This is a genomic window from Roseibacillus persicicus (assembly GCF_014651675.1).
In the GTDB taxonomy this organism is placed as follows: Bacteria; Verrucomicrobiota; Verrucomicrobiia; order Verrucomicrobiales; family Akkermansiaceae; genus Roseibacillus; species Roseibacillus persicicus.
Window position 1 is genome coordinate 99,368 of the sequence record NZ_BMXI01000014.1, and the last position, 17,611, is coordinate 116,978.

A 17,611-nucleotide genomic window follows, 5' to 3' on the forward strand; every position below is an offset into this window, starting at 1 on the left:
GCCCCACCGAATCGTCCCGCCCAGGCGTTGAGATGTCGTTGAGCAAATCGGGCGACGTCCGCCGGTAGGGCTGTTTCGCCGAAACAGCCGCGAATGTTATGGGAGGGTCGTCGGGCTCTCGCCCTTCGTCCGCGAGAGAGCCGTTCGAATAAGCTAGAACTCTCGCGGTCCTTTTATCAAAAGGAACCTACCGGGGTGGGTCGAGAGTGCGGGGTGGGAGTTTGGGTTGTTTGGTGGGGGGCATTCTTTGATTCGGGGTGGCTGGGAGGTTGAGCAAGCAAGCTTTGCTCTTCCCGTGGGGGATAAAGAACGAAGACATCCACCTCAGAGCGGCAGCAAGCGGCACGCACTCCAGAAGGCCTTCCGTTGGACCGCGAGTGCCCTCACTCGCCCCACCGAATCGTACCGTCCAAGCGTTGAGATGTCGTTGAGCAAATCGGGTGACGTCCACCGGTAGGGCGGTTTCGCCGAAACAGCCGCGAGTGTTCTGGGAGCAATGTCGCTTCGTTAGTCTGTCGTTCTAGACTTCTTCTTTTGAGAGCCAGCGGAAGCTTTGGATTTCGAAGCGGCGGCCGAAGTCCGGGGCGCCTTTGATGACTTGAGGATTCAAGCCAGAGTCATCGGGGTTCACTGGGGCAGGAGTTCGGGCCACCACTGCTTCGCACCATGCGGTGGAGGCAACTTTGCCATCTTTACCCCGCGATTCGCCGTAGCCTCGGATGATAAAACTGTCCGAGCGGACGAAGAAGTTGTGACCGAGGGACTGGAGAAGATCGGCTTGAGTGAGGAATCCCAAAGCGCCCCAAGCGGTGGTGGCGGGCTTGTAGGTTTGTTCGATTCGGGTGGGCTCCTCAATGTTGTCGCTGTGATTGAAGGAAGGGAGGGAACGACCATTGTCGAGTGGGAACGAAAGTTCGAATTCCTCGTTGATCCCCGCGCGGTCGATGGCGGCTTGCAGGCAACCCTTGAGACCTTCCTCGCCGATGGTGAGCTTTCGGTTCACAAAGTCGGACATGGAGAGAAACGGTCCCCGGGTTTTCACCTCGCGGACAATCTCAGTCGCGAGGCGCTTGACTTCATCGCGGTCTAGAACGCGGGTTCCGGCCCAGGCTTCGCTCGCTTCAGCGGAACGACCATCGTATTCGCCGAGAGGCGCATCGAGGATACGTGGGAACGCGACTTTCTGTCCTCCGTATTGAGTATTAATAGTGGAAAGCAAGACCGCTTCCCACGCGGTTTCGCTGGTGGAGTTGACATTGAATCCTCCGTCGCTGGTCAAGACCGAGGCGGCGCGGTGGAAGTCGAGGATGTCGCGCTCGGGGCGGGCGGCTTGTTGGTCGAATACTCGCAGGCGACCGTTGGGAAGAGGGTTGGCGACGCTGTCGCTCATGAAGGCGTTCTTTTCTCTCCGGCTGCCGGTCGAGAGGAAGTACCGGTCCCAGAGGCTGTGATTCAGCTCGAAGCTAAGATCGAACTGGACGGTATTGTCTTCCACATTTTCCTCAAGCAATCCGCGGGCGTGGTGAGCCCAGTTCTCTTGATTGGAGACTCCTCCCCCGTTGCTGTTCGAGCGGCCATCGTTGGACCATCCGATGGAATCCTTGTTCCATCCGCCCTGCCGTGAATTCAGTGAGCTGTCACGGCGGGGCTCGGTGCGGTCCAGGGGCATTCTCGGATCGGCCAGAGAATTTCCGAAGGCAAAAGTGGGATGCCAGGTGAACTCTGAGAACTTCACATGCTGGAAGGCTCCCAAGGACTGGATGCCGGTCTCGCTGCGCGGAACATCGAAGAGAACCCGGCGGGGAGTGGAGACTACCGGGGGGTTAAAGGGGTCGCCCACGTTCTTGCCGCTGCGTTGGCTCGGGCTCATTCCCTCCCAACTGACGTCTCCGTCGAAGAGGTCGCGCGTGTAGCCGCTGAAGTAATGGGGAGCCACGTCGCTCACGTTCTCGAATGGTGAGCGGAAGGAGTAGGACGAGCGAACATTCCAGTTGCCGATTAAGGAGGATTCCAAATGTGGGGTGCCTGCGAGGCTGCCTCCGCCATTGCGATTGGAAGGGTGCTCGTTGAACCAACGGAGCCGGAAGCCATCGCGTGTCCGCCGGTCGGGGACCTCGCCAATCGCGCCTGTTCCAGAGGAGTTGGGGACGGGGACGGGGAAGCTTTCGCTCCAGACAACGGGGAGCTCGTCCTCATCGCCGTACTGGTAGGCGCAGGAGACAAACTGACCGTGAGGAAGGGAGGAGAAGCTGTCCAAGGTGATGTTGCTGCCGGAGCTGCCGTTGAGGGGCTTCCAATACATATAGTAGTCATCGGCCTGGGTGTATCCTGCGGCCTGCACATCGCCCAGGGGCTGGGGTTCGAAATACTCACGCCACTCGCTTGGTTCCGCGACAACATGGTTGTCATAGAAGACGCCTTGAGGCTCGGGGAAGACCGGAGATTCTACCTCGAAGAGAGGGTCGCCATCGCTGCGTTCATCCAGGAAAAAGGAGCGGGTGGGACTGGGGGGCAGGTTGGGGGAGAGGAGATTGCGGTCAAAGAAGGTCTCGCTGTATTGCGTGTTTCCCCGGGGGGCAAAGACGACGGTCTCGCCGGGCTCAATGGTTACTCCTTCCAAGCGGAAATAGAGGCTGCCTCGGCGATAGCGCTGCATGCTGCCGTTCTGGTTCTTCAAGTTGCCCCAGCTCATGGTGTAGCGGGTGTGGGAGATTTCAATCTGTTTGGGGGGGCCGAAGCGTTGGGGGATCAGAATAGTAGCGGCAGGGGTGAAAGAGACTTCCACTTTTTTACCTCCATTGACTTGCAGGGCGATCATGGAGGGCGGGACCTCGAGATCGAAGTTGTAGGGGTTCCAGAGGGCGACGCGGGGATAGAGGTGCAGTCGCAGCCCCCATTCCCGGGGGCTGGGGAGTCCGGTTTCGTAGGAGCTGATGTTGTAGTAGGTCGAGCCTTCCACCAGGACTGGAGAGAAGTCGCTCCGGCTCTTTTGAAAGTACTTGGCTGGTAGTCTGTTCTGTCCGCCATAGGTGCGGATGTCAGGTTCGGCCGGACGGGTTTCGGGGCCTTGGGCCGCTACGCTGATGTTCCCCAAGCGGTGGTCGCTGGAGCGGTTGGCCCAGTTTCTCAGCAGGGCAAAGGTGGGGGACACCTGTTCGAGTCGATCGGCTTCCTCTCCATCGGGCAAGAGTCGGGCTTCTTCACCATTGCGTGGGCCAATCAAATTATCGCTATCGCTGACGCCCAACTGGGCCAGGCCCTCGCTTTCGTCATCGCCGGAAATCACGCCGCTGCCGAGTAAATAGGCGGTGAGGTCCTTCATCAGACCTCCCTCGCGTGCATTCGCAAAGACGGATTGAGATCTTGTGGTGAAGTCATGGAAGTAGTGCCCGATATCTTCCGTGTCTTTATTCTGGGAGATCTCCAGTTGCTTGTTCGAGAGCAGGCGGGAGCGGGTTTGGTTACCGATGTCTTCGGCATCTTTCATGGCTGCCAAAGAGGCGTCTTGCGCGAGCTGCACCCGACGCAATTGTTGAACGCTTCCTGCAAGTCCTTCGAATGAGTCGGGTGTGGCGATGTTCGCCTTCGTATTGAGGTCTCCCACCCACCAGGCGTAAGCGCCAGAGGGTTTGGTTGACGAGGCTTCGTCGCCAGAAGTGTCGTTAGGGGATTGGTCGAGAATGGGATCGGTGATTTCGATGAGGGGGGCATGAACCAGAAGTTCCTCCGGAGCGTCTTCTCCCAGAGTGCCCGCGCCCACCAGCGTGGTCATCTCCATATCGGCCAAGTCGTCCTCTTCCGTCTTGTTGCCTGTGAGGATTTCCTGCCCACTGACCAGAATGGCGTAGGTATCATCTTCGGCGTCCCATTGGTTGGACACCCGGAGGTCGCGGAGCCCCCCGTCTTCTTGCGCTCTTTGAATGAAGGGAGTTCCGTCGTCTTGTTGAGTCTTCCAAACACGCACCCACTGGGGATTGCGAACGCCATCAATTTTAACGGTCTCGGGATTGTTATCCAGAAGGCTGGAAGGGGCGGACACCCTTTGGTCAGGGCCGAGAGTTTTTTGAAGCTGCCCTAGAGCCATCATCAGCGCCAGGCGAGCATTGGCCCGGGCTTCGAACTGCGCGTTTGATTGAGCGGTGCTTCGGACTTCGGTAAGGCTGAGGCTCAAAACGCCAAGGGACAAAAGGCTGAGAAGAACGAGCATTGTCACGGTGACAACCATGGCAAAGCCGCGCTCTTTTGGCTCTTTCCGGAGGGGATTGTGTATCTTGACAGGCAGTTTCATTTCGGGCGGAACGTCCGGTCAGTTGGTGTTATAAACCAGCTTTCGCTGGTGACGGAAATGTCAGGAAAGAAGGCAATAAAAAGTCCGGGAGCCGCAGGCTACCGGACTGAGTTGTCCGCCCGTTGACTGGGGCGGTGGGATGAGGAGGGGCCTACTTGGCGACTTTGCTCTCCAGGCTACTGCGGAGCTGGCCGGGAAAGTCCGTGGTGATTGATTGAGAGCCCATATCCATCAGCTCGCGGGCCTTGTCTGCCTCGTTGATGGTCCAGCTGTGGTATTCAAAGTCAGCAGCTTTCACTCCCTCAACGAAGTTTGCATCCAGAGCGGGATGGGTGTTCGTCGAGACTCCGTCGGCCCCGGTATCTTTCAGCTTCTCGATCACTTCTTGCAAGGAAGGGGAAAGGCGTGGCACACGACGGTTGAAAGAGATCAAGAGCATGGTGCGGGACTCTGGTTCGGCAGTCTTCCATTGTCTCACGAAGTCTTCGTTGAAGGAAATGACGACGAGTTGTTCGGGGGAGAGCTCGGAGGCTGCCAGAGTCTTGGCCAAGGTCGGGACGATTTCGGGCCCGCACTTGACTTCCAAATAGAGCTTCTTGCCCTCGGGAATGGTGGCGATTACTTCTTCCAGGCTGGGGATGCGTGTTCCCGCAAACTTTGGCGATTTCCACGAGCCAACATCCAGCTTGCGAAGCTCTTCAAAAGTAGAGTCGGCGACCATCAGCTTGGTTCCGGCGACCTTGGTGGTGTCGTAGTCATGGATGCAGGCGATGCGATTGTCTTTCGTGAGGTGAAAGTCTCCTTCAATCGCGTCCGCACCCTGTTCCCAGGCTTGTTCAAAGGCCGGAAGGGTGTTTTCGGGGGCATCACCGGAAGCCCCGCGATGGGCGACGATGAAGAGACTGATGGCGAGTTCGATGGCGGTATTCATATTCTCGAATTGAAGTGAAAGGTTGTTTTCTATTGTTGCTCGCGTGCTTGCTGGCGAGGGCTTCCGTGGAGGATGGCGTGAACTCCGTTGTGGGACTGGTCGTAAGTTTGCGAGCCAAAGAGAACGTCCATGTTGAGGAGGAGTGAGGTTTCGTCATCGCTCGTGAGCGTTGATTCAACTTCCACTTGTTCGCTCTGATAGCGAGCGACTTTGGACAGGCGCACGGTGTCGATGAGACCATTGAAGTGTGAACTCGCTCCACCATTGCCAGTGACGTCCGCCCCGATGAGGAGGGGGAGGTCGTTGGTTTTTCTCTTACCGGACCGCTTGTTGGTATCCACCAGCACTCCGTCGACATAGAGCCGAAGTTCTTTGCCATCATAGACCCCGGCCATGTGATGCCATTGGTTGGTTTTCAGCATGGGTTGAGGTGAGCTGACGGAGGCATAGCTTCCGCCCAAGTGGACTGAGAAATGTGGCCGTCCGTCGTTGACGAAAAGGCCATACTCCGAGCCTTGAGTTTTGGTGGCGAGGCCGACGCGGGAACCGAATGAGCGGGCCTTGAACCAAGCTTCCAGAGTGAAGGCTTCGTCCAACGGAATCTTGGCGGAAGGCACTTCGATGTATTGATCCGAGCCATTGAAATCGAGAGCGAAGCTCCCTTTGCTCGGAGGAGGAGTCGCGAAGGTGTAAGGGAGGGGGATTTCGCGAACAGGGAGGGGATAGCGCGAAGACTCGGTGAGATACTCGGTTTGGAGAGTCAGGATGGGAGAGGCAAAGGCTTCATCGAGGGCTCCTTCCAAACGGGTGACCTGAAAGTCGGCGCTGACTTTTTCTCCCGCTCTCGCCGTGATATGGAGGTGGTCGGGGGTGAAGCTCCAGCGACTGTCACGGCAGCTGGGTAGTAGGGTGAGCTCGAGGTCGCGGTCCACCGGGTTGGTCATGGAAACCGTGATTTTTTGGTCGAGAGAGTTGTTCTCCTTCAGGGTCAGAGCGGGCTCGATGGCGACCGAAGCGCCGGAGACAGCTTGCAATTTCTCCAAGAGCTCGGGGGTGATGTCACGGACATCAAGCGCCTCCCCAACGGGATAGGCCGTGATGGCAACCTGGTTTTCCCGAACTGTGACCACGTGGTAGTGGTGGAGATATCCGGCACTCGGGAAGGCTCCCGGCTGGTGACCACCTGTGGTGGCCAAGGTGATGTAGTCGATGCCGTCCTTGGGATCCGAGCGCATGTAGTGCACGTGACCAGCAAAGACTGCCGAAACATTTCCGGCCTTAACCAGTTCATCATGAACCTTTTTCCAGTCATCGCCATAATTGTTGCCGATCCAGCGGGGGTGGTGGAGGAAGAGGAACACGTGCTCGGAGTCCTTGGCTTTACCGAGAACATCTTTAAGCCATTCGAATTGTTCGGGAGACATCTTTTGGGACTTCGGCTTGTGGAAGTTGCGTTCGTCGTTTTCGGGATTCGCTTCGTCGGAATAAAGGACGATGAAGAAGCAGTCCTTGTGTTCGAAGGCATACCAGAGAGGTCCGAAGTGAGTTTCGTAGGCGGGCTCATGCTCCCCGGTGGGACGGTTGTCGCCACGCCAGTAGATGTCGTGGTTGCCGGCAACAGGGAACCAAGGGCAGAGCAGATTGTTCATGATGCCTTTGTATTCCTTCATCTGGGGCATCCACTTTTCACTCGTATTGTAGCCCTGAATCAGATCACCGACGGTCATCACGAGGTCTGGCTCCAAGAGGTTCACGTCGCGCACGGCGTCGGCCAGGATGTTGACGCCGGAGTCCGGTCCCCCGGTGCGGTCGCCAAAGACGGCGAAGGTAAACATTGGCTCTTCATTGGTGAGCTCCAATGGTGCTCCCTCCCGATTGGTAAAGAAGCGGTCCTCCATGGCGGGGACGCGTTCGTGCCGGGAATTGTGAGTGTGGGTGTGGCGGTCGTGAGTGAGGTTCTCCAGTTCCTTCTCTTGGGAAAAAAGGGAGAGAGGGGCGAGGACTGGTAGTAGCAGATATCCCAGCCGGATAGCTTTGATTCGTTTCATCTCGATTAAATGGGCAGGCCGACAGGTTTCGCACCAGTGTTGGAAAGTGACAACTTTGAAGCAATTGCGCCGAAAGAATTGCCCCTTCCAAATGTTTCGAAAATGACACCTCAGAGTTCTGTTTTATTGTTTGGCGAGTGCTCATGGGAACGTCCGTGAAAGCTCTTCTCGCCCTCGCCTCCCTTTTTCTAACAGTATTGCCGCTTGCTGCTCAGGAATCACAACCTGTCCGTAGCATTCGCGTCTTGTGTCTCGGAGATCCGCCGCCCTTTGTACAAGAAGTGAGAAACGGAATCCGCTACGAAGTCGACCCACCCAAGGGCTCGGTCCCGCCGCCGCGAGTGAACATTCGCGGCATTCAGGTGGAGAGCGGTCAGCCCAGTCTCTCACTGCGGTTGCGCCTCGCAAGCAAGCGTCACACCTATGTGGCGGGGGAAGAGGCGGTTTTGATTCTTGAAAATCCTGATGGTTCGGAGTGGCTGCGCGCACCACTGCCGCAGTTTCAAAAGAGCATGCTTGTGCTCTGGAGGGATAAGTCCGGGACATGGGAAGAGCCCCGGCATCTCTTTGTCTCCGACGAAGTTCCTTCCGGTTCGGTTCGGGTGCACAACTTCTCAGGTAGCATGAAGGGCATCGTATTTGGTGCACAGAAACTGAAAGTCGCTCCGGGGAAGGCGACCAAGTTGCAGTTTCCAGATGGAGCCTCCCGGGCGGACTTTGCTCTTCTCTATCAGCAGGCCGATCAGAGCTTGCGCCCCTTTCACACCACTTCCTTGATGGCCGACGACAGCCTCGAACAGCAGTTCTTTATCTACGCTGCAGATGTGAAAGACAGTCGAATGCCCTTCAAGGTAGTGACTCTGACAGAGCCCAAGGTCGTGCGTAGCGAGAGCTAGTGGCTCCTTACATAACCCGCTGGATGGTCCAGATTAGACCGGTCAGAGCGATGGCGATTGAGGCACTGATTCTGAGCCATTGATAGGGCTTGCGGTCTTGCCACCAGTAAGTCAGTCCCAGCGCTGTTAGAAGTATCGCGACTTGAGCGACCTCGACTCCGAGATTGAAGCCGAGGATGGGAACAATGAGCGCCGAGCGGTCAACAGGGAGCTCGCTCATCACCGAGCCGAAGCCCATTCCGTGAAGGAGACCCAGTGCGAAGATGAGACCGAGCCGCCAGGGTTTCAGCTCTTTGATAAAAAGGTTTTCGATGGCCACGTAGGCGATGCTGAGAGCGATGAGGGGCTCGATGATACGCGGATTGACCGGTATGATCTGGGCGACGGTGAGACCCAGCGTGATGGTGTGGGCGAGGGTGAAAACGAGGCTTTGGGTCAGGAGGGGCTTGAGCTTGGGAGTGAGGAGGAAGATGCCGAGGATGAAGAGAATGTGGTCCAAGCCCATGGGCACCACGTGCTCGATACCGAGCTTGAGCCAAGCAAAGAACGACGGTTGATGGGTGGCTGATACTGGCGCGGCTTGGCTGGCGCCATCAATGGCGGCTAGCGAATAGGTCTCGTGTTGGGAAACCGTCACGAGGTCGAGGGCGCGCCCATTGGAAACGGTTTGGAGGGCGAGCGAGGGGCCTTCTTCTCTCTCGTTCCAAAAAAGTTCCAAGTGGCCGTTGCGGTCTTCATAATCCCAGCGCACATCCCAGACCATGCGCTGAAAGGTGTCGGGGCGTTGCTCGAAGTATTGCCCCCAGTCGGTTCCCCATTTTGCGAAGCTGATGGTGTGTTCGAGGGGCTCGCCATCGAGGTGGAACTTTAGAATTTCGCTGAGGTAAAGTTGGCCCTCGATCTTGATGCGTTCCTTTTCGCTGTCGGGGAGGTTGGCAAACCATTCGCCAGTAGGCCGGGTCTCGTCTTCGGTGGAGCGGAGTTCGGGCAGGGCGTAGCCGGCGTCCATTTCGAGCCGGGCGGCGAAGTGATCGTTCTCTAACAGCAACCTCATGAAGTGCTGTTCGACTTCATGGGCAAAAGAGAAAGAAGAGGTAGCGAGGAGGGAAAGGGTGAGAAGGAGCCAGCGACGCATCGGGGGGAATTTGAGATTTGGCAGAACTTCTGCCAAGGGAATACGGTGCCCCAATTCGGCGGGTTTGCTACTTCTTCTGCGCGAACATCCATTCCCAGAACTGTGGATTGCGATAGGTCATAGTCCAGGAATCGTGGTCGGTGAGGAGGTGTTCGGTATAGTGCGCCTCAGGGGCCTTCACCTTTTGCAAGGCTTGATAGAGATGGCGCGAGAGAGCGACAGGCACCACGCTGTCATCCTCGCCATGGACAATGTGGATGGGGACATCTTGAAAGCGTTCCACGGTAGCGGCTTCGCCTCCACCGCAAATCGGAAGCGCGGCAGCCCAGGTGTCGGGCGACTTGGCGAGGAGAGCGAAGGTGCCGTATCCTCCCATGGAAAGACCGGTTAAGTAGATGCGCTTGGTATCGATCTGGTGCTCCTTGGCGGAGGCTTCGATGAGGGCAAGGAGGGCGTCGAGCATGGGCTGGCTCTCGTTGAAATTCAGTTCTTCCGGGGAGCGGTAGTTCTCGACCTGCGCCCACCAGATCCCACTGGGACATTGAGGAGCGAGGATGTGGCAGGGCTGGTCGGCTTTCTGACTCCATGCGAGGAGCTCTTGCATGCCGTGCTTCAGTTGAGCCTGGTTATCGGTGCCTCGTTCGCCCGCGCCATGCAGAAAGAGAACCAGGGGAAGCTTCTGATCGGCGGGACCTTGGCGAAGGGAGGCATAGGGCAAGGTGGTTTCCTCATGCTGAAAAGTCTGATGCTTCCACTCGGGGCTTTCAGCGAGCAGAGGCGTGAACGTCAGAAGAAGGACTAGGAAAAATTTCATTCACTTGAGAGAAGACGATTTTCCTTAAGAAATTCCAAGAAAGAATCTTTGTGAGCCGTTGGTGTTGGGAATGATCTCTTTGGCGCAAAGTCGTTTTCTCCTTCCGGTCGGGCTTCTTTTTTTAGCCGCAGGGTGGGTAGTGGGCGATTTTGTTCTGCCGGACAAAGGCGCGCGCGAAGCTGCCGTGGGGTCCTTGGCTGGGATGGAGCCATCCTTCCGGCGCTGCTTTCAAGCAGGAGAAGACTTTGAGCTCAAAAGGGAACCGGATCTTGGCGACTGGCTCTTCCATCACGAAGAGCCCGGTCAGACCGTGCGTGAGTATCTCGATTCCCAGCCCAATAAAGTGGGGGCGAATGGTCGGAGCAAGTTGCACATCCTTCCCTTGGGGGAATTTCCCAAAGAGACTTCGCCAGATCTACAGGAGTTGAAAAAGTATATGGAACTCTACTACGCCCCGATGGTGGTTGAGATCCTCCCGATTATTCCGGCCGAGGAAGTTCCAGCGGTGACGAGGGAGAACCTTTCCTCTGGAAAATTGCAGTGGAACTCCTCTCATCTGCTCGGGGCCTTGCGGGGACAGGTGCCGCGGGACTCTTATGGGTTGATCGCGGTGACGATGACGGATCTCTACCCGGAGGAGGGATGGAACTTTGTTTTCGGACAAGCCTCTTACAAAAACCGGGTCGGGATCTTCAGCTTCGCCCGATATCATCCTGCGTTCACGGGCGAGGAGGGGGAGGGCGATGCGGCGCGGCTGGTTCAGCAAAGGGCGAGCAAGGTGCTCACCCACGAGATGGGCCACATGTTCGGCATCAAGCATTGCATCTATTACCAGTGCAACATGAACGGGGTGAACTCCTTGCCCGAGTGCGATGCAACGCCTATGCACCTTTGCCCGGTATGCCTGCGCAAGCTCCAGCGTGCGGTGGGATTCGATCCGCTCTCGCGCTATCAGGAGTTGGAAAAGTTCTACCGCCAGCATCAGTTGCTCCCCGAGGCTGACTGGGTGAAGGGTCGTGTGGACTGGATTGCGCAATAGGGCTGTTAGAGACCCTTCGTCGGGGAAGCGACCGGTTGCGGGTTGCCTGAATCTCAGTTAGCCTTTCACCATGAGAATCATTCTTCTTCTGGTTACTGGTCTCGTTCTTCTAACAAGCTGCGGACTTTCCAAAAAGGACGAGGAGGAAAAAGCCAAGCCATCGCAAACGGTGGTCATCGGCGAGATCACCAGCGTTCATTCCGAGCAAGGCTTTGCCTTGTTCCGGCGCTATGGACCGGGAGATCTGGTGGAAGGGGGCTTGCTCAGTGCGCGCAGTCTCGATGGAAAGCGTGGTGTGAACCTGACTTTAAGTCCGGAAAAGTTAGGCCGATTCTACACCGTGGATTTCGATAAAGAGGCGGCTCCACCGCGGGTGGGGGACCTCGTGGTCCTTACCAAACTGCCCGATGACACAAAAAACAGCCCGATTTTGGAAAAAAGTTCGGATTCGGATGCTTCAACTTTTGAAAAAGTCACATCCTATTCAGAGCCGGAAAACCTTTAAAGTAGGGCATCTTGGAGGTGTCGATAATAGCGGTTCGTATTAATTTTTATAAAAATTTAAGAATTTACTTCACTTCTTTTGATTTTTCGGCCAAGTTCCTCCTACTCAGCTGCTGAGTAACCATGTTGTTCCAAAAACATAACCAGTCCAGTAATGAAAACCAGTACTACCAGCCGCAAAGGCGCGGTGCAGGCGGAAGCAGACCGCTTGGCCGATTTCGTGTTGTTCACGCAACGTTCATGTATCCTCAACCTGTCAAACGAGCTTAACCGCGGGCACATTTCGTTCCCTCAGTTCTTTCTTCTGACGTATCTGTCCAGTGAGGAATTCCTCACGATGTCCGATATCGCCAAGAAGATGGGCCACTCGACAGCTGCAGCGACCGGCCTCGTCGATCGTCTGGAGAAAATTGGCTACGTCGAGCGTGTGCATGCCGCAGAGGACCGTCGCAAGATCATGGTTCGAATCACCCAAAAGGGAATCGAACTCGTGGCTCACATGCGTAAGGAAATCGCAAACGACCTCGCTTCCATCATGGATGAAGCCGATGAGGACGAAGCGGAGACCATTGATTACGCACGTCGTGCGATGAACAAGTCTTAATGGCCTGTCCATCCAGCAAAAGGCTTGGCCCATTTGGACCTCTTGGCCCTTTGCTTCCTATTCCCCACTCAGTTTTGGAGACAATATGGTGGTCTAGGGAAAACGTTGTTTGATCAAACCCTAGTCCTAGCAAGTTCACCAAAGTTCCACTATGCTCTGCGTAGTGGAACTTTTTACGTACTTGGACCCGCTTCGGGAGGCAGGATTCGCGGTGGACTTCGTACCACGGGTCGAGGGAATCGTGGGAAGTTACGACAAGGAGGAGACTCTCCGCGAGCTGGAGCCGGTTCACAGGCAGGCGGTGGAGGGCCTGGGCTTTCAATGGTCCCAACTCTGGCGCGCGGAGCAGGTTCATGGGGCGGAGGTATTCTCAATCGCAACGGACGGGCCCGGGCGAGTGGTGCCAGCAGTCGATGGTTTGTTGACCAAGCGGGACGACGTTCTATTGGGAATCTATGTTGCCGATTGTGGTCTCATCTGGATCGCTGATCCGGTGACCCGGGCGATGGCCTTGCTGCACTCCGGTAGGAAAGGCACGGAAGGAGAGATTCTGACCCATGCGGTCGAGTCGCTGAAACGGGAGTATGGAAGTCGACCGGAGGATCTGATCGTGGTTCTGGGCCCTTGCATTCGTCCGCCGCACTACGAGGTCGATATCGCGACCCAGATTGCCCGGCAAGCGAGAGCGGCGGGCATCAAGAACTTCCATGACTGTGGGATCTGCACTGGTGCCAATGTCGCCGATTATTATAGTTATCGCCTCGAGAAAGGATGCACCGGCCGGATGCTGGGGTTGCTGGGGCAGGGGATTCCCGCCCCGAGAGGTGAATGAGGTGGTTGATTCCTATTGGTTATCAATCTGTTGGGTGGGCTTTGAGGTCTTGGTGAAAGGTGTCCGTGGACGACGCGGATGGGGTGGGGAATGCTTACGCAATTTCCATCGGCCGGAAGTGACTCTTCTCGCTTTGGAGGTGTCTATTGAGTGACTGTTGAATCAGCTCTTCATTTGATTTTTGGAATTTCTACATGAGATTGGAAAATGAAAGAACTGATTTCGGTTGTTTCAATTGAGGAGGTTTCGGCGAAGCGCGCTTTTTGTGTGTGAGCACGTCAGTCGAAGCCTCGACAACGTTTTCCCCTGACGGGGAGGCATCGAAAGAGAACAGAGGGCGGGCCTGGTGGTCCGCCCTCGACTTTTTTCCACTTTTTCCAAGAAAGCTATCGCGAGAAACGTTTCTCTGCTAACTTGACCTGAATGGGCCAGTCGAAACAGGAGATGACCGCGCTCGCACGAGATGAATTCGTAGCCGATGCTTTAGCCAAATATGAGGCCCCCCTCATTGGCTATGCGACTGGTATTGTCCGCGATCACGAGCGCGCCCGGGACGTGGTCCAGGACACCTTCATTCGACTTTACCAACAGGATATTGAAAAGGTCCGCAAGGGGCTGAAGACCTGGCTCTACACGGTTTGTCGCAATCGGGCACTGGACGTGCTTCGCAAGGAGAGCCGGGCGGTCGTTACTGAAGAAGCGGGCTTTGCCAAGTGGGAGGCCGATGGGCCCTCCCCGCGGGCGATGACGGATTTGGATGAGCGGCTCCAACAGGTCACCGAGTGTCTGGACAAGTTGTCAGACAACCAGCGGGAGGTGGTCCGACTCAAGTTTCAACAAGGCATGAGCTACAAGGAAATCAGCGCAATCACCGGGCTCACCTCGGGGAACGTGGGATTTCTCATCCATACCGGACTCAAGCGCATGCGCTCCCTTCTCCCTGACGATTTACTAGAAGACATTTAGTATGAAAGAACTGCAACCAGACGATCCTCGATACACGGCATACATTCTGGGCGAACTCCCGCCCAAGGAGGCCAAGATCATAGCCGAACGTGCGGAGTCAGATCCTGCAATCGCTTCTGAAATGGCAAAGACTCAAGCGCTTGGAAAGCTCCTGTGCGAAGCCTACGAGCGGGAAGGGCTTTCCCTTCATCCGGTTCAGCGAGCCGTCATCCGGCGAGTGGGTCAGAGTCAGGAGGCTATGGCGATGCGGTCGGCCCGGCGCCGGGTCGATTGGTATCGGGGCGCGGGAATTTCTCTCGCAGCTGCGGCCAGCATCACCATCGTGCTGTTCCTGTTGGCCAAGACCCCCGTTGATTCACCCCAGCAGGCGGCAGCCGAACCTGAAGAGCTACGCATGGACGTGGTGTTGAGCCCCGCTGCTTTGGCAAACTGGGGAGGGGAAGAGGACGCGGCCTCCGGAAGCATGGCCTCCGTTGCGAAGGTTGCGCGGGAGAACGAAGAACCGAAGGAAGCATCCTCCGAGAAAGCCGACGAATCCCGCCGGGAATTCGCCGAACGGATTCTCAGCGATCCAGAGCGGTTCTTTGTCTCGGCCGAGCGGACTGCCCGCAGCCAGATTCTTCCGACTCCGGACTCCTTTATCCCGCTGCAGGAAAATGAGTATCTTTCTACCAGCGATAGTCCCAGCACGACCGTTCCCGTGATGGCCGGTCGAACCAGCTTCGCTTGGGTTGAGCGCTTCCTGCGTGAGCGGGGCCAACTGCCCCCAAAGGACGCGGTCCGTTTGGAAGAACTGGTCAACTACCCCGACTATCAGGAAAGCGCCGGAGCCGAGGTTGGTGGTGTGGCACTGACCAGTGAGCTGGTGCCTTGTCCTTGGAATAGCGACTCACTTCTCCTGGGCTTGCTTTTGCAGCGACAGCCGGGGTCCGCCGAGCGCGAGAAGGTTTCCGTCAAACTGGAGATCGATGAGGAGAGAGTGGCCGAATACCGTCTCTTGGGTTTTGCCCAACCCGATGGAGAAGTCGTCGCAGGAGCCGATGCCTCCCATCCGCTGGCGGCAGGGAACTCGACCTACGTTTTTTATGAGATTCGCCCTGGCGATGTGCCCTTCGACGATGTGCCTCTGGGAAAAATCGCTTTGAAAGTCACTGATGGAGTGGGGTCGCCCGTCTACCGCAGCCTTGAGGTGCCTTCCATTCCCAATCGTTGGCTCGATAGCTCCAACTCTTTCCGCACCGCGGCGACCGTCGCGGCCTATGCGCTCGTGCTGCGGGATTCGCCTTTCAAGGGGAACTTGAGTTTGGCGTGGGTGGAGTCTTTGGCGCGTCAGACTTTGCTGGAGCATCCCAAGGCTAATTCCGCGACTCGCGAGGTGTTGGAACTGATCATTCAGACGCGCTCCTTGGCGGGCCTGGAACCCACCGCATAGACGTTTGAGCTAGAGAGCTTTCGCTTGGTCGGCCTCGGCTTTGGCAACCTTGCGGCACTGGGAAACCAGATGGTTGCAGGCTTCTTCGCAAAGAAGGGGGATTTGGCGGGCGGACTGATTTTCCTCTTTGCAAAGGGCGGGTGATTCTTTGAGGGGGACCTCTTCGTCGAGGTGCCAGAGAATCATCTTCGAACAGTTTTCGGGATGGCACTCTTTGGCAACGAGGGCTTGAGCCCCCTCGTCAGAGATAGTGTGCGCGAAGCGATACATGCCGGTCTGACGCTTGAGCTTGGGGCGCAGGTTCTGCACGTGGAGCCTGCCGTCCTCTCGCGCCAACCAGAGGCCCACCGCAGCTGGGTAAAAGAGGTCGAGGGCCTGCCGCAATTCCTCTTCATCAGCAAGGAGAAGAAGCCAGCCCCGCTTCAGATTCAAGGCTGCCTTGAGAAAGCGAAATTCCCCTTCATCATCCAGCTTGGCGATCTCGCGCGCAGCGAAGGGATCGCGGTGAACGGTGAGGGAATCGATCAAGTCCAAGTCCTGCTGGTGACAAAGGGCATATGGTGAACTCTGAGTGTCGGTTAGTATAGCGACTTGGCCAATCCGGTCGACTTTGGCTTGGACGGCTTGCGAGAGACGTTGCGAAATTTTCATAGGAAAGGAAGAAGTGGGAGCAGTGGAGGGGGGCTATAGGTGGTTTTCGCGGAAGGTATGCACTTGGTCGATGATGACTTCGCCCAAGGCGGGTTCGATGCCGATGGCGCTGGTGTAGTAGAGAGTTTTCCCGCGGATCTGATAGGGATTCTGGCGGAAAATATCTTTCTGCGAGGCGGGCAGGCCCTCGTCTTCTTCGAAGCCTAACAGCACGGGGATGTCCTGATAGGAGTGCAATCCGTCGGCGATGAAGAAGGGGACCACGACCGCATTGGGGGTCTCGCAGTGCTTGTCCCAGTCCTCGATGAACATCTCCTGTTCCATGAAGGTGGGGTGCACGGCGGCAAACTCGGGAAAGCGTTCGGCCAACAGCGCGGCCTGATCCTTGACCGCACGCGTGGTGTTGTCATTGAGAGCAGTGCCATGGCCAACCACGAAGAGAGTGGTGTCCTCGCGGCGGATATCGGGCGCTTCCTGCTCCACCCGACGGGAAAGAATAGTGGTCATGGTTGGATGAATCCCGACCGGCGGACAATAGTGGACGGTCTTGCCGTGGACGACGGTGGTGGGGCCATCGAGTTCTAGTTCGCGGGGAATGACCTCTTGGGTAAAGTAGCCTTCGGAGATGAAGTCGGGCACGACGTAAATTTCCTCCGCATCGATCATGTAGAAGGCCTCGCGCAAGGACGGTTCTTCTTTCCAGAAGGCGAGATGAACCTCGGCGAAGAGCCCTTTCTCGCGTACCGCGGCGGCGTGGTCGAAGTAAGGACCCGAGGAGTCCGGATTTTCCGTTGACCCATGGCCAACAATGAGAAGCGCAGTGTGAGAAAGATCGGTCATTTCGTGCTCGGAGAGAGTGCCACGACTTGGGCTTCTGTCCAGTGGCCAAATGAAAAGGCCTTCACTTCCGCGGGAGATTGCAGGTGAATAGAGCGAATGTGGCTCCACTGATCATCGCTCATGGCCGCGAGAGTTCTCTCTCGATTTTTCCCATAAGTTTTCCAAAGCCAACGGAGCAAAGACTCCTCCTTCCAGATGGCCAGCTGCGGCCAAAAGCGTTCAGTGTTGCATCCCCAGAGCAGTTCCCGCGTGCGCCAACGCTGCCACGAGCGCCGCAGCAGTCGCCGGCTGAGCAAGCCGAGCGGGAGGTCGAGCCAGATGAGGGTCTCGACCCGGGGCCAGATCAGTTCTTGCGAAAAGCTTGTGTAGTTCCCCGTCACCACCCAGCTGTCGCCCGCAGTGGCGGCGCGAATCTTTTCCCGAAATCGTTCGGGGTCGGATTGATGGAGACCGACCCAGTCTCTCTGCCAGTTCAAGGCGTCCAGATCGACATGAGGCAGGTTCAGGTCCTCTGCCAGCCGCGTTCCCAACGTGCTCTTGCCGGCATTGGTGCTACCGATAATGAGAACGCGTTGTCCCAACTGCGGTGGGGGAAGACTGTCTTTTTTCGCCGCGTCCATTGTTGATCCCA

The 17,611-nt window shown here is 56.8% G+C and carries 15 protein-coding genes; 7 read left to right on the top strand and 8 right to left on the bottom strand.

Going from position 1 to position 17,611, the window contains the following annotated elements; translation table 11 throughout:
• Positions 1-520: 520 nt before the first annotated feature.
• From IE099_RS15660 to IE099_RS15670, 3 genes are all read right to left on the bottom strand, one after another.
• Positions 521-4,288, bottom strand: coding sequence for a hypothetical protein (locus tag IE099_RS15660; protein ID WP_189571837.1), 3,768 nt, complete (start codon positions 4,286-4,288; stop codon positions 521-523).
• A gap of 151 nt (positions 4,289-4,439) precedes the next feature.
• Entirely contained in the window at positions 4,440-5,219 is a 780-nt protein-coding gene (locus IE099_RS15665; protein WP_189571839.1) for a glycerophosphodiester phosphodiesterase, read from the bottom strand.
• 29 nt (positions 5,220-5,248) lie between these two features.
• Positions 5,249-7,267: a LamG-like jellyroll fold domain-containing protein gene (locus IE099_RS15670; protein WP_189571842.1), complete on the bottom strand. Its 2,019-nt coding sequence runs from the start codon at positions 7,265-7,267 to the stop codon at positions 5,249-5,251.
• A 155-nt stretch (positions 7,268-7,422) separates the two neighbouring features.
• Between IE099_RS15670 and IE099_RS15675 the strand changes: the two genes are divergently transcribed.
• Complete coding sequence (locus IE099_RS15675) at positions 7,423-8,163, top strand: hypothetical protein (RefSeq protein WP_189571845.1); 741 nt, start codon at positions 7,423-7,425, stop codon at positions 8,161-8,163.
• Positions 8,164-8,170: 7 nt separating this feature from the next.
• On the opposite strand, the gene IE099_RS15680 is transcribed toward IE099_RS15675, so the two are convergent.
• Positions 8,171-9,298, bottom strand: coding sequence for a HupE/UreJ family protein (locus IE099_RS15680; protein WP_189571848.1), 1,128 nt, complete (start codon positions 9,296-9,298; stop codon positions 8,171-8,173).
• Between the two features lie 67 nt (positions 9,299-9,365).
• The gene (locus IE099_RS15685; protein WP_189571851.1) at positions 9,366-10,112 is read right to left on the bottom strand and encodes a carboxylesterase family protein; all 747 of its coding nucleotides are present in this window, start codon (positions 10,110-10,112) and stop codon (positions 9,366-9,368) included.
• A 139-nt stretch (positions 10,113-10,251) separates the two neighbouring features.
• Here IE099_RS15685 and IE099_RS15690 point away from each other — a divergent pair, with 139 nt between their 5' ends.
• The 6 genes from IE099_RS15690 to IE099_RS15715 all read left to right on the top strand — a co-directional run bounded on the left by IE099_RS15690 (position 10,252) and on the right by IE099_RS15715 (position 15,489).
• Positions 10,252-11,151, top strand: coding sequence for an archaemetzincin (locus IE099_RS15690; protein ID WP_189571854.1), 900 nt, complete (start codon positions 10,252-10,254; stop codon positions 11,149-11,151).
• 70 nt (positions 11,152-11,221) lie between these two features.
• Positions 11,222-11,656 (top strand): hypothetical protein, encoded by a 435-nt coding sequence (locus IE099_RS15695; RefSeq protein WP_189571857.1) that lies wholly within the window; start codon positions 11,222-11,224, stop codon positions 11,654-11,656.
• Between the two features lie 153 nt (positions 11,657-11,809).
• The gene (locus IE099_RS15700) at positions 11,810-12,259 is read left to right on the top strand and encodes a MarR family transcriptional regulator (protein WP_189571859.1); all 450 of its coding nucleotides are present in this window, start codon (positions 11,810-11,812) and stop codon (positions 12,257-12,259) included.
• A 163-nt stretch (positions 12,260-12,422) separates the two neighbouring features.
• Complete coding sequence (locus IE099_RS15705) at positions 12,423-13,091, top strand: purine nucleoside phosphorylase YfiH/LACC1 family protein (RefSeq protein ID WP_229809544.1); 669 nt, start codon at positions 12,423-12,425, stop codon at positions 13,089-13,091.
• 444 nt (positions 13,092-13,535) lie between these two features.
• Complete coding sequence (locus IE099_RS15710) at positions 13,536-14,057, top strand: RNA polymerase sigma factor (protein ID WP_189571863.1); 522 nt, start codon at positions 13,536-13,538, stop codon at positions 14,055-14,057.
• 1 nt (position 14,058) lies between these two features.
• Positions 14,059-15,489, top strand: a complete 1,431-nt coding sequence (locus IE099_RS15715) for a VWA domain-containing protein (protein WP_189571865.1) — start codon at positions 14,059-14,061, stop codon at positions 15,487-15,489.
• Positions 15,490-15,498: 9 nt separating this feature from the next.
• Here the strand turns inward: IE099_RS15715 and IE099_RS15720 are convergent, their stop codons facing one another.
• The 3 genes from IE099_RS15720 to IE099_RS15730 are packed head-to-tail and all read right to left on the bottom strand — an operon-like array spanning position 15,499 to position 17,600.
• Positions 15,499-16,140: a DR2241 family protein gene (locus IE099_RS15720; RefSeq protein ID WP_189571867.1), complete on the bottom strand. Its 642-nt coding sequence runs from the start codon at positions 16,138-16,140 to the stop codon at positions 15,499-15,501.
• A 33-nt stretch (positions 16,141-16,173) separates the two neighbouring features.
• Complete coding sequence (locus tag IE099_RS15725) at positions 16,174-16,980, bottom strand: CbiX/SirB N-terminal domain-containing protein (protein WP_189571869.1); 807 nt, start codon at positions 16,978-16,980, stop codon at positions 16,174-16,176.
• A complete protein-coding gene (locus IE099_RS15730) occupies positions 16,977-17,600 on the bottom strand; it encodes a P-loop NTPase family protein (protein WP_189571871.1) in 624 nt (207 codons plus the stop codon). Before IE099_RS15730 ends, IE099_RS15725 begins: the two co-directional genes overlap by 4 nt.
• Between the last annotated feature and the right edge of the window lie 11 nt (positions 17,601-17,611).

Coding starts and splice junctions, on each gene's coding strand:
- IE099_RS15720 (WP_189571867.1), bottom strand. CDS start 16,140: ATGAAAATTTCGCAACGTCTCTCGCAAGCCGTCCAAGCCAAAGTCGAC.
- IE099_RS15685 (WP_189571851.1), bottom strand. CDS start 10,112: ATGAAATTTTTCCTAGTCCTTCTTCTGACGTTCACGCCTCTGCTCGCT.
- IE099_RS15665 (WP_189571839.1), bottom strand. CDS start 5,219: ATGAATACCGCCATCGAACTCGCCATCAGTCTCTTCATCGTCGCCCAT.
- IE099_RS15715 (WP_189571865.1), top strand. CDS start 14,059: ATGAAAGAACTGCAACCAGACGATCCTCGATACACGGCATACATTCTG.
- IE099_RS15670 (WP_189571842.1), bottom strand. CDS start 7,267: ATGAAACGAATCAAAGCTATCCGGCTGGGATATCTGCTACTACCAGTC.
- IE099_RS15695 (WP_189571857.1), top strand. CDS start 11,222: ATGAGAATCATTCTTCTTCTGGTTACTGGTCTCGTTCTTCTAACAAGC.
- IE099_RS15725 (WP_189571869.1), bottom strand. CDS start 16,980: ATGACCGATCTTTCTCACACTGCGCTTCTCATTGTTGGCCATGGGTCA.
- IE099_RS15730 (WP_189571871.1), bottom strand. CDS start 17,600: ATGGACGCGGCGAAAAAAGACAGTCTTCCCCCACCGCAGTTGGGACAA.
- IE099_RS15710 (WP_189571863.1), top strand. CDS start 13,536: ATGACCGCGCTCGCACGAGATGAATTCGTAGCCGATGCTTTAGCCAAA.
- IE099_RS15660 (WP_189571837.1), bottom strand. CDS start 4,288: ATGAAACTGCCTGTCAAGATACACAATCCCCTCCGGAAAGAGCCAAAA.
- IE099_RS15700 (WP_189571859.1), top strand. CDS start 11,810: ATGAAAACCAGTACTACCAGCCGCAAAGGCGCGGTGCAGGCGGAAGCA.
- IE099_RS15680 (WP_189571848.1), bottom strand. CDS start 9,298: ATGCGTCGCTGGCTCCTTCTCACCCTTTCCCTCCTCGCTACCTCTTCT.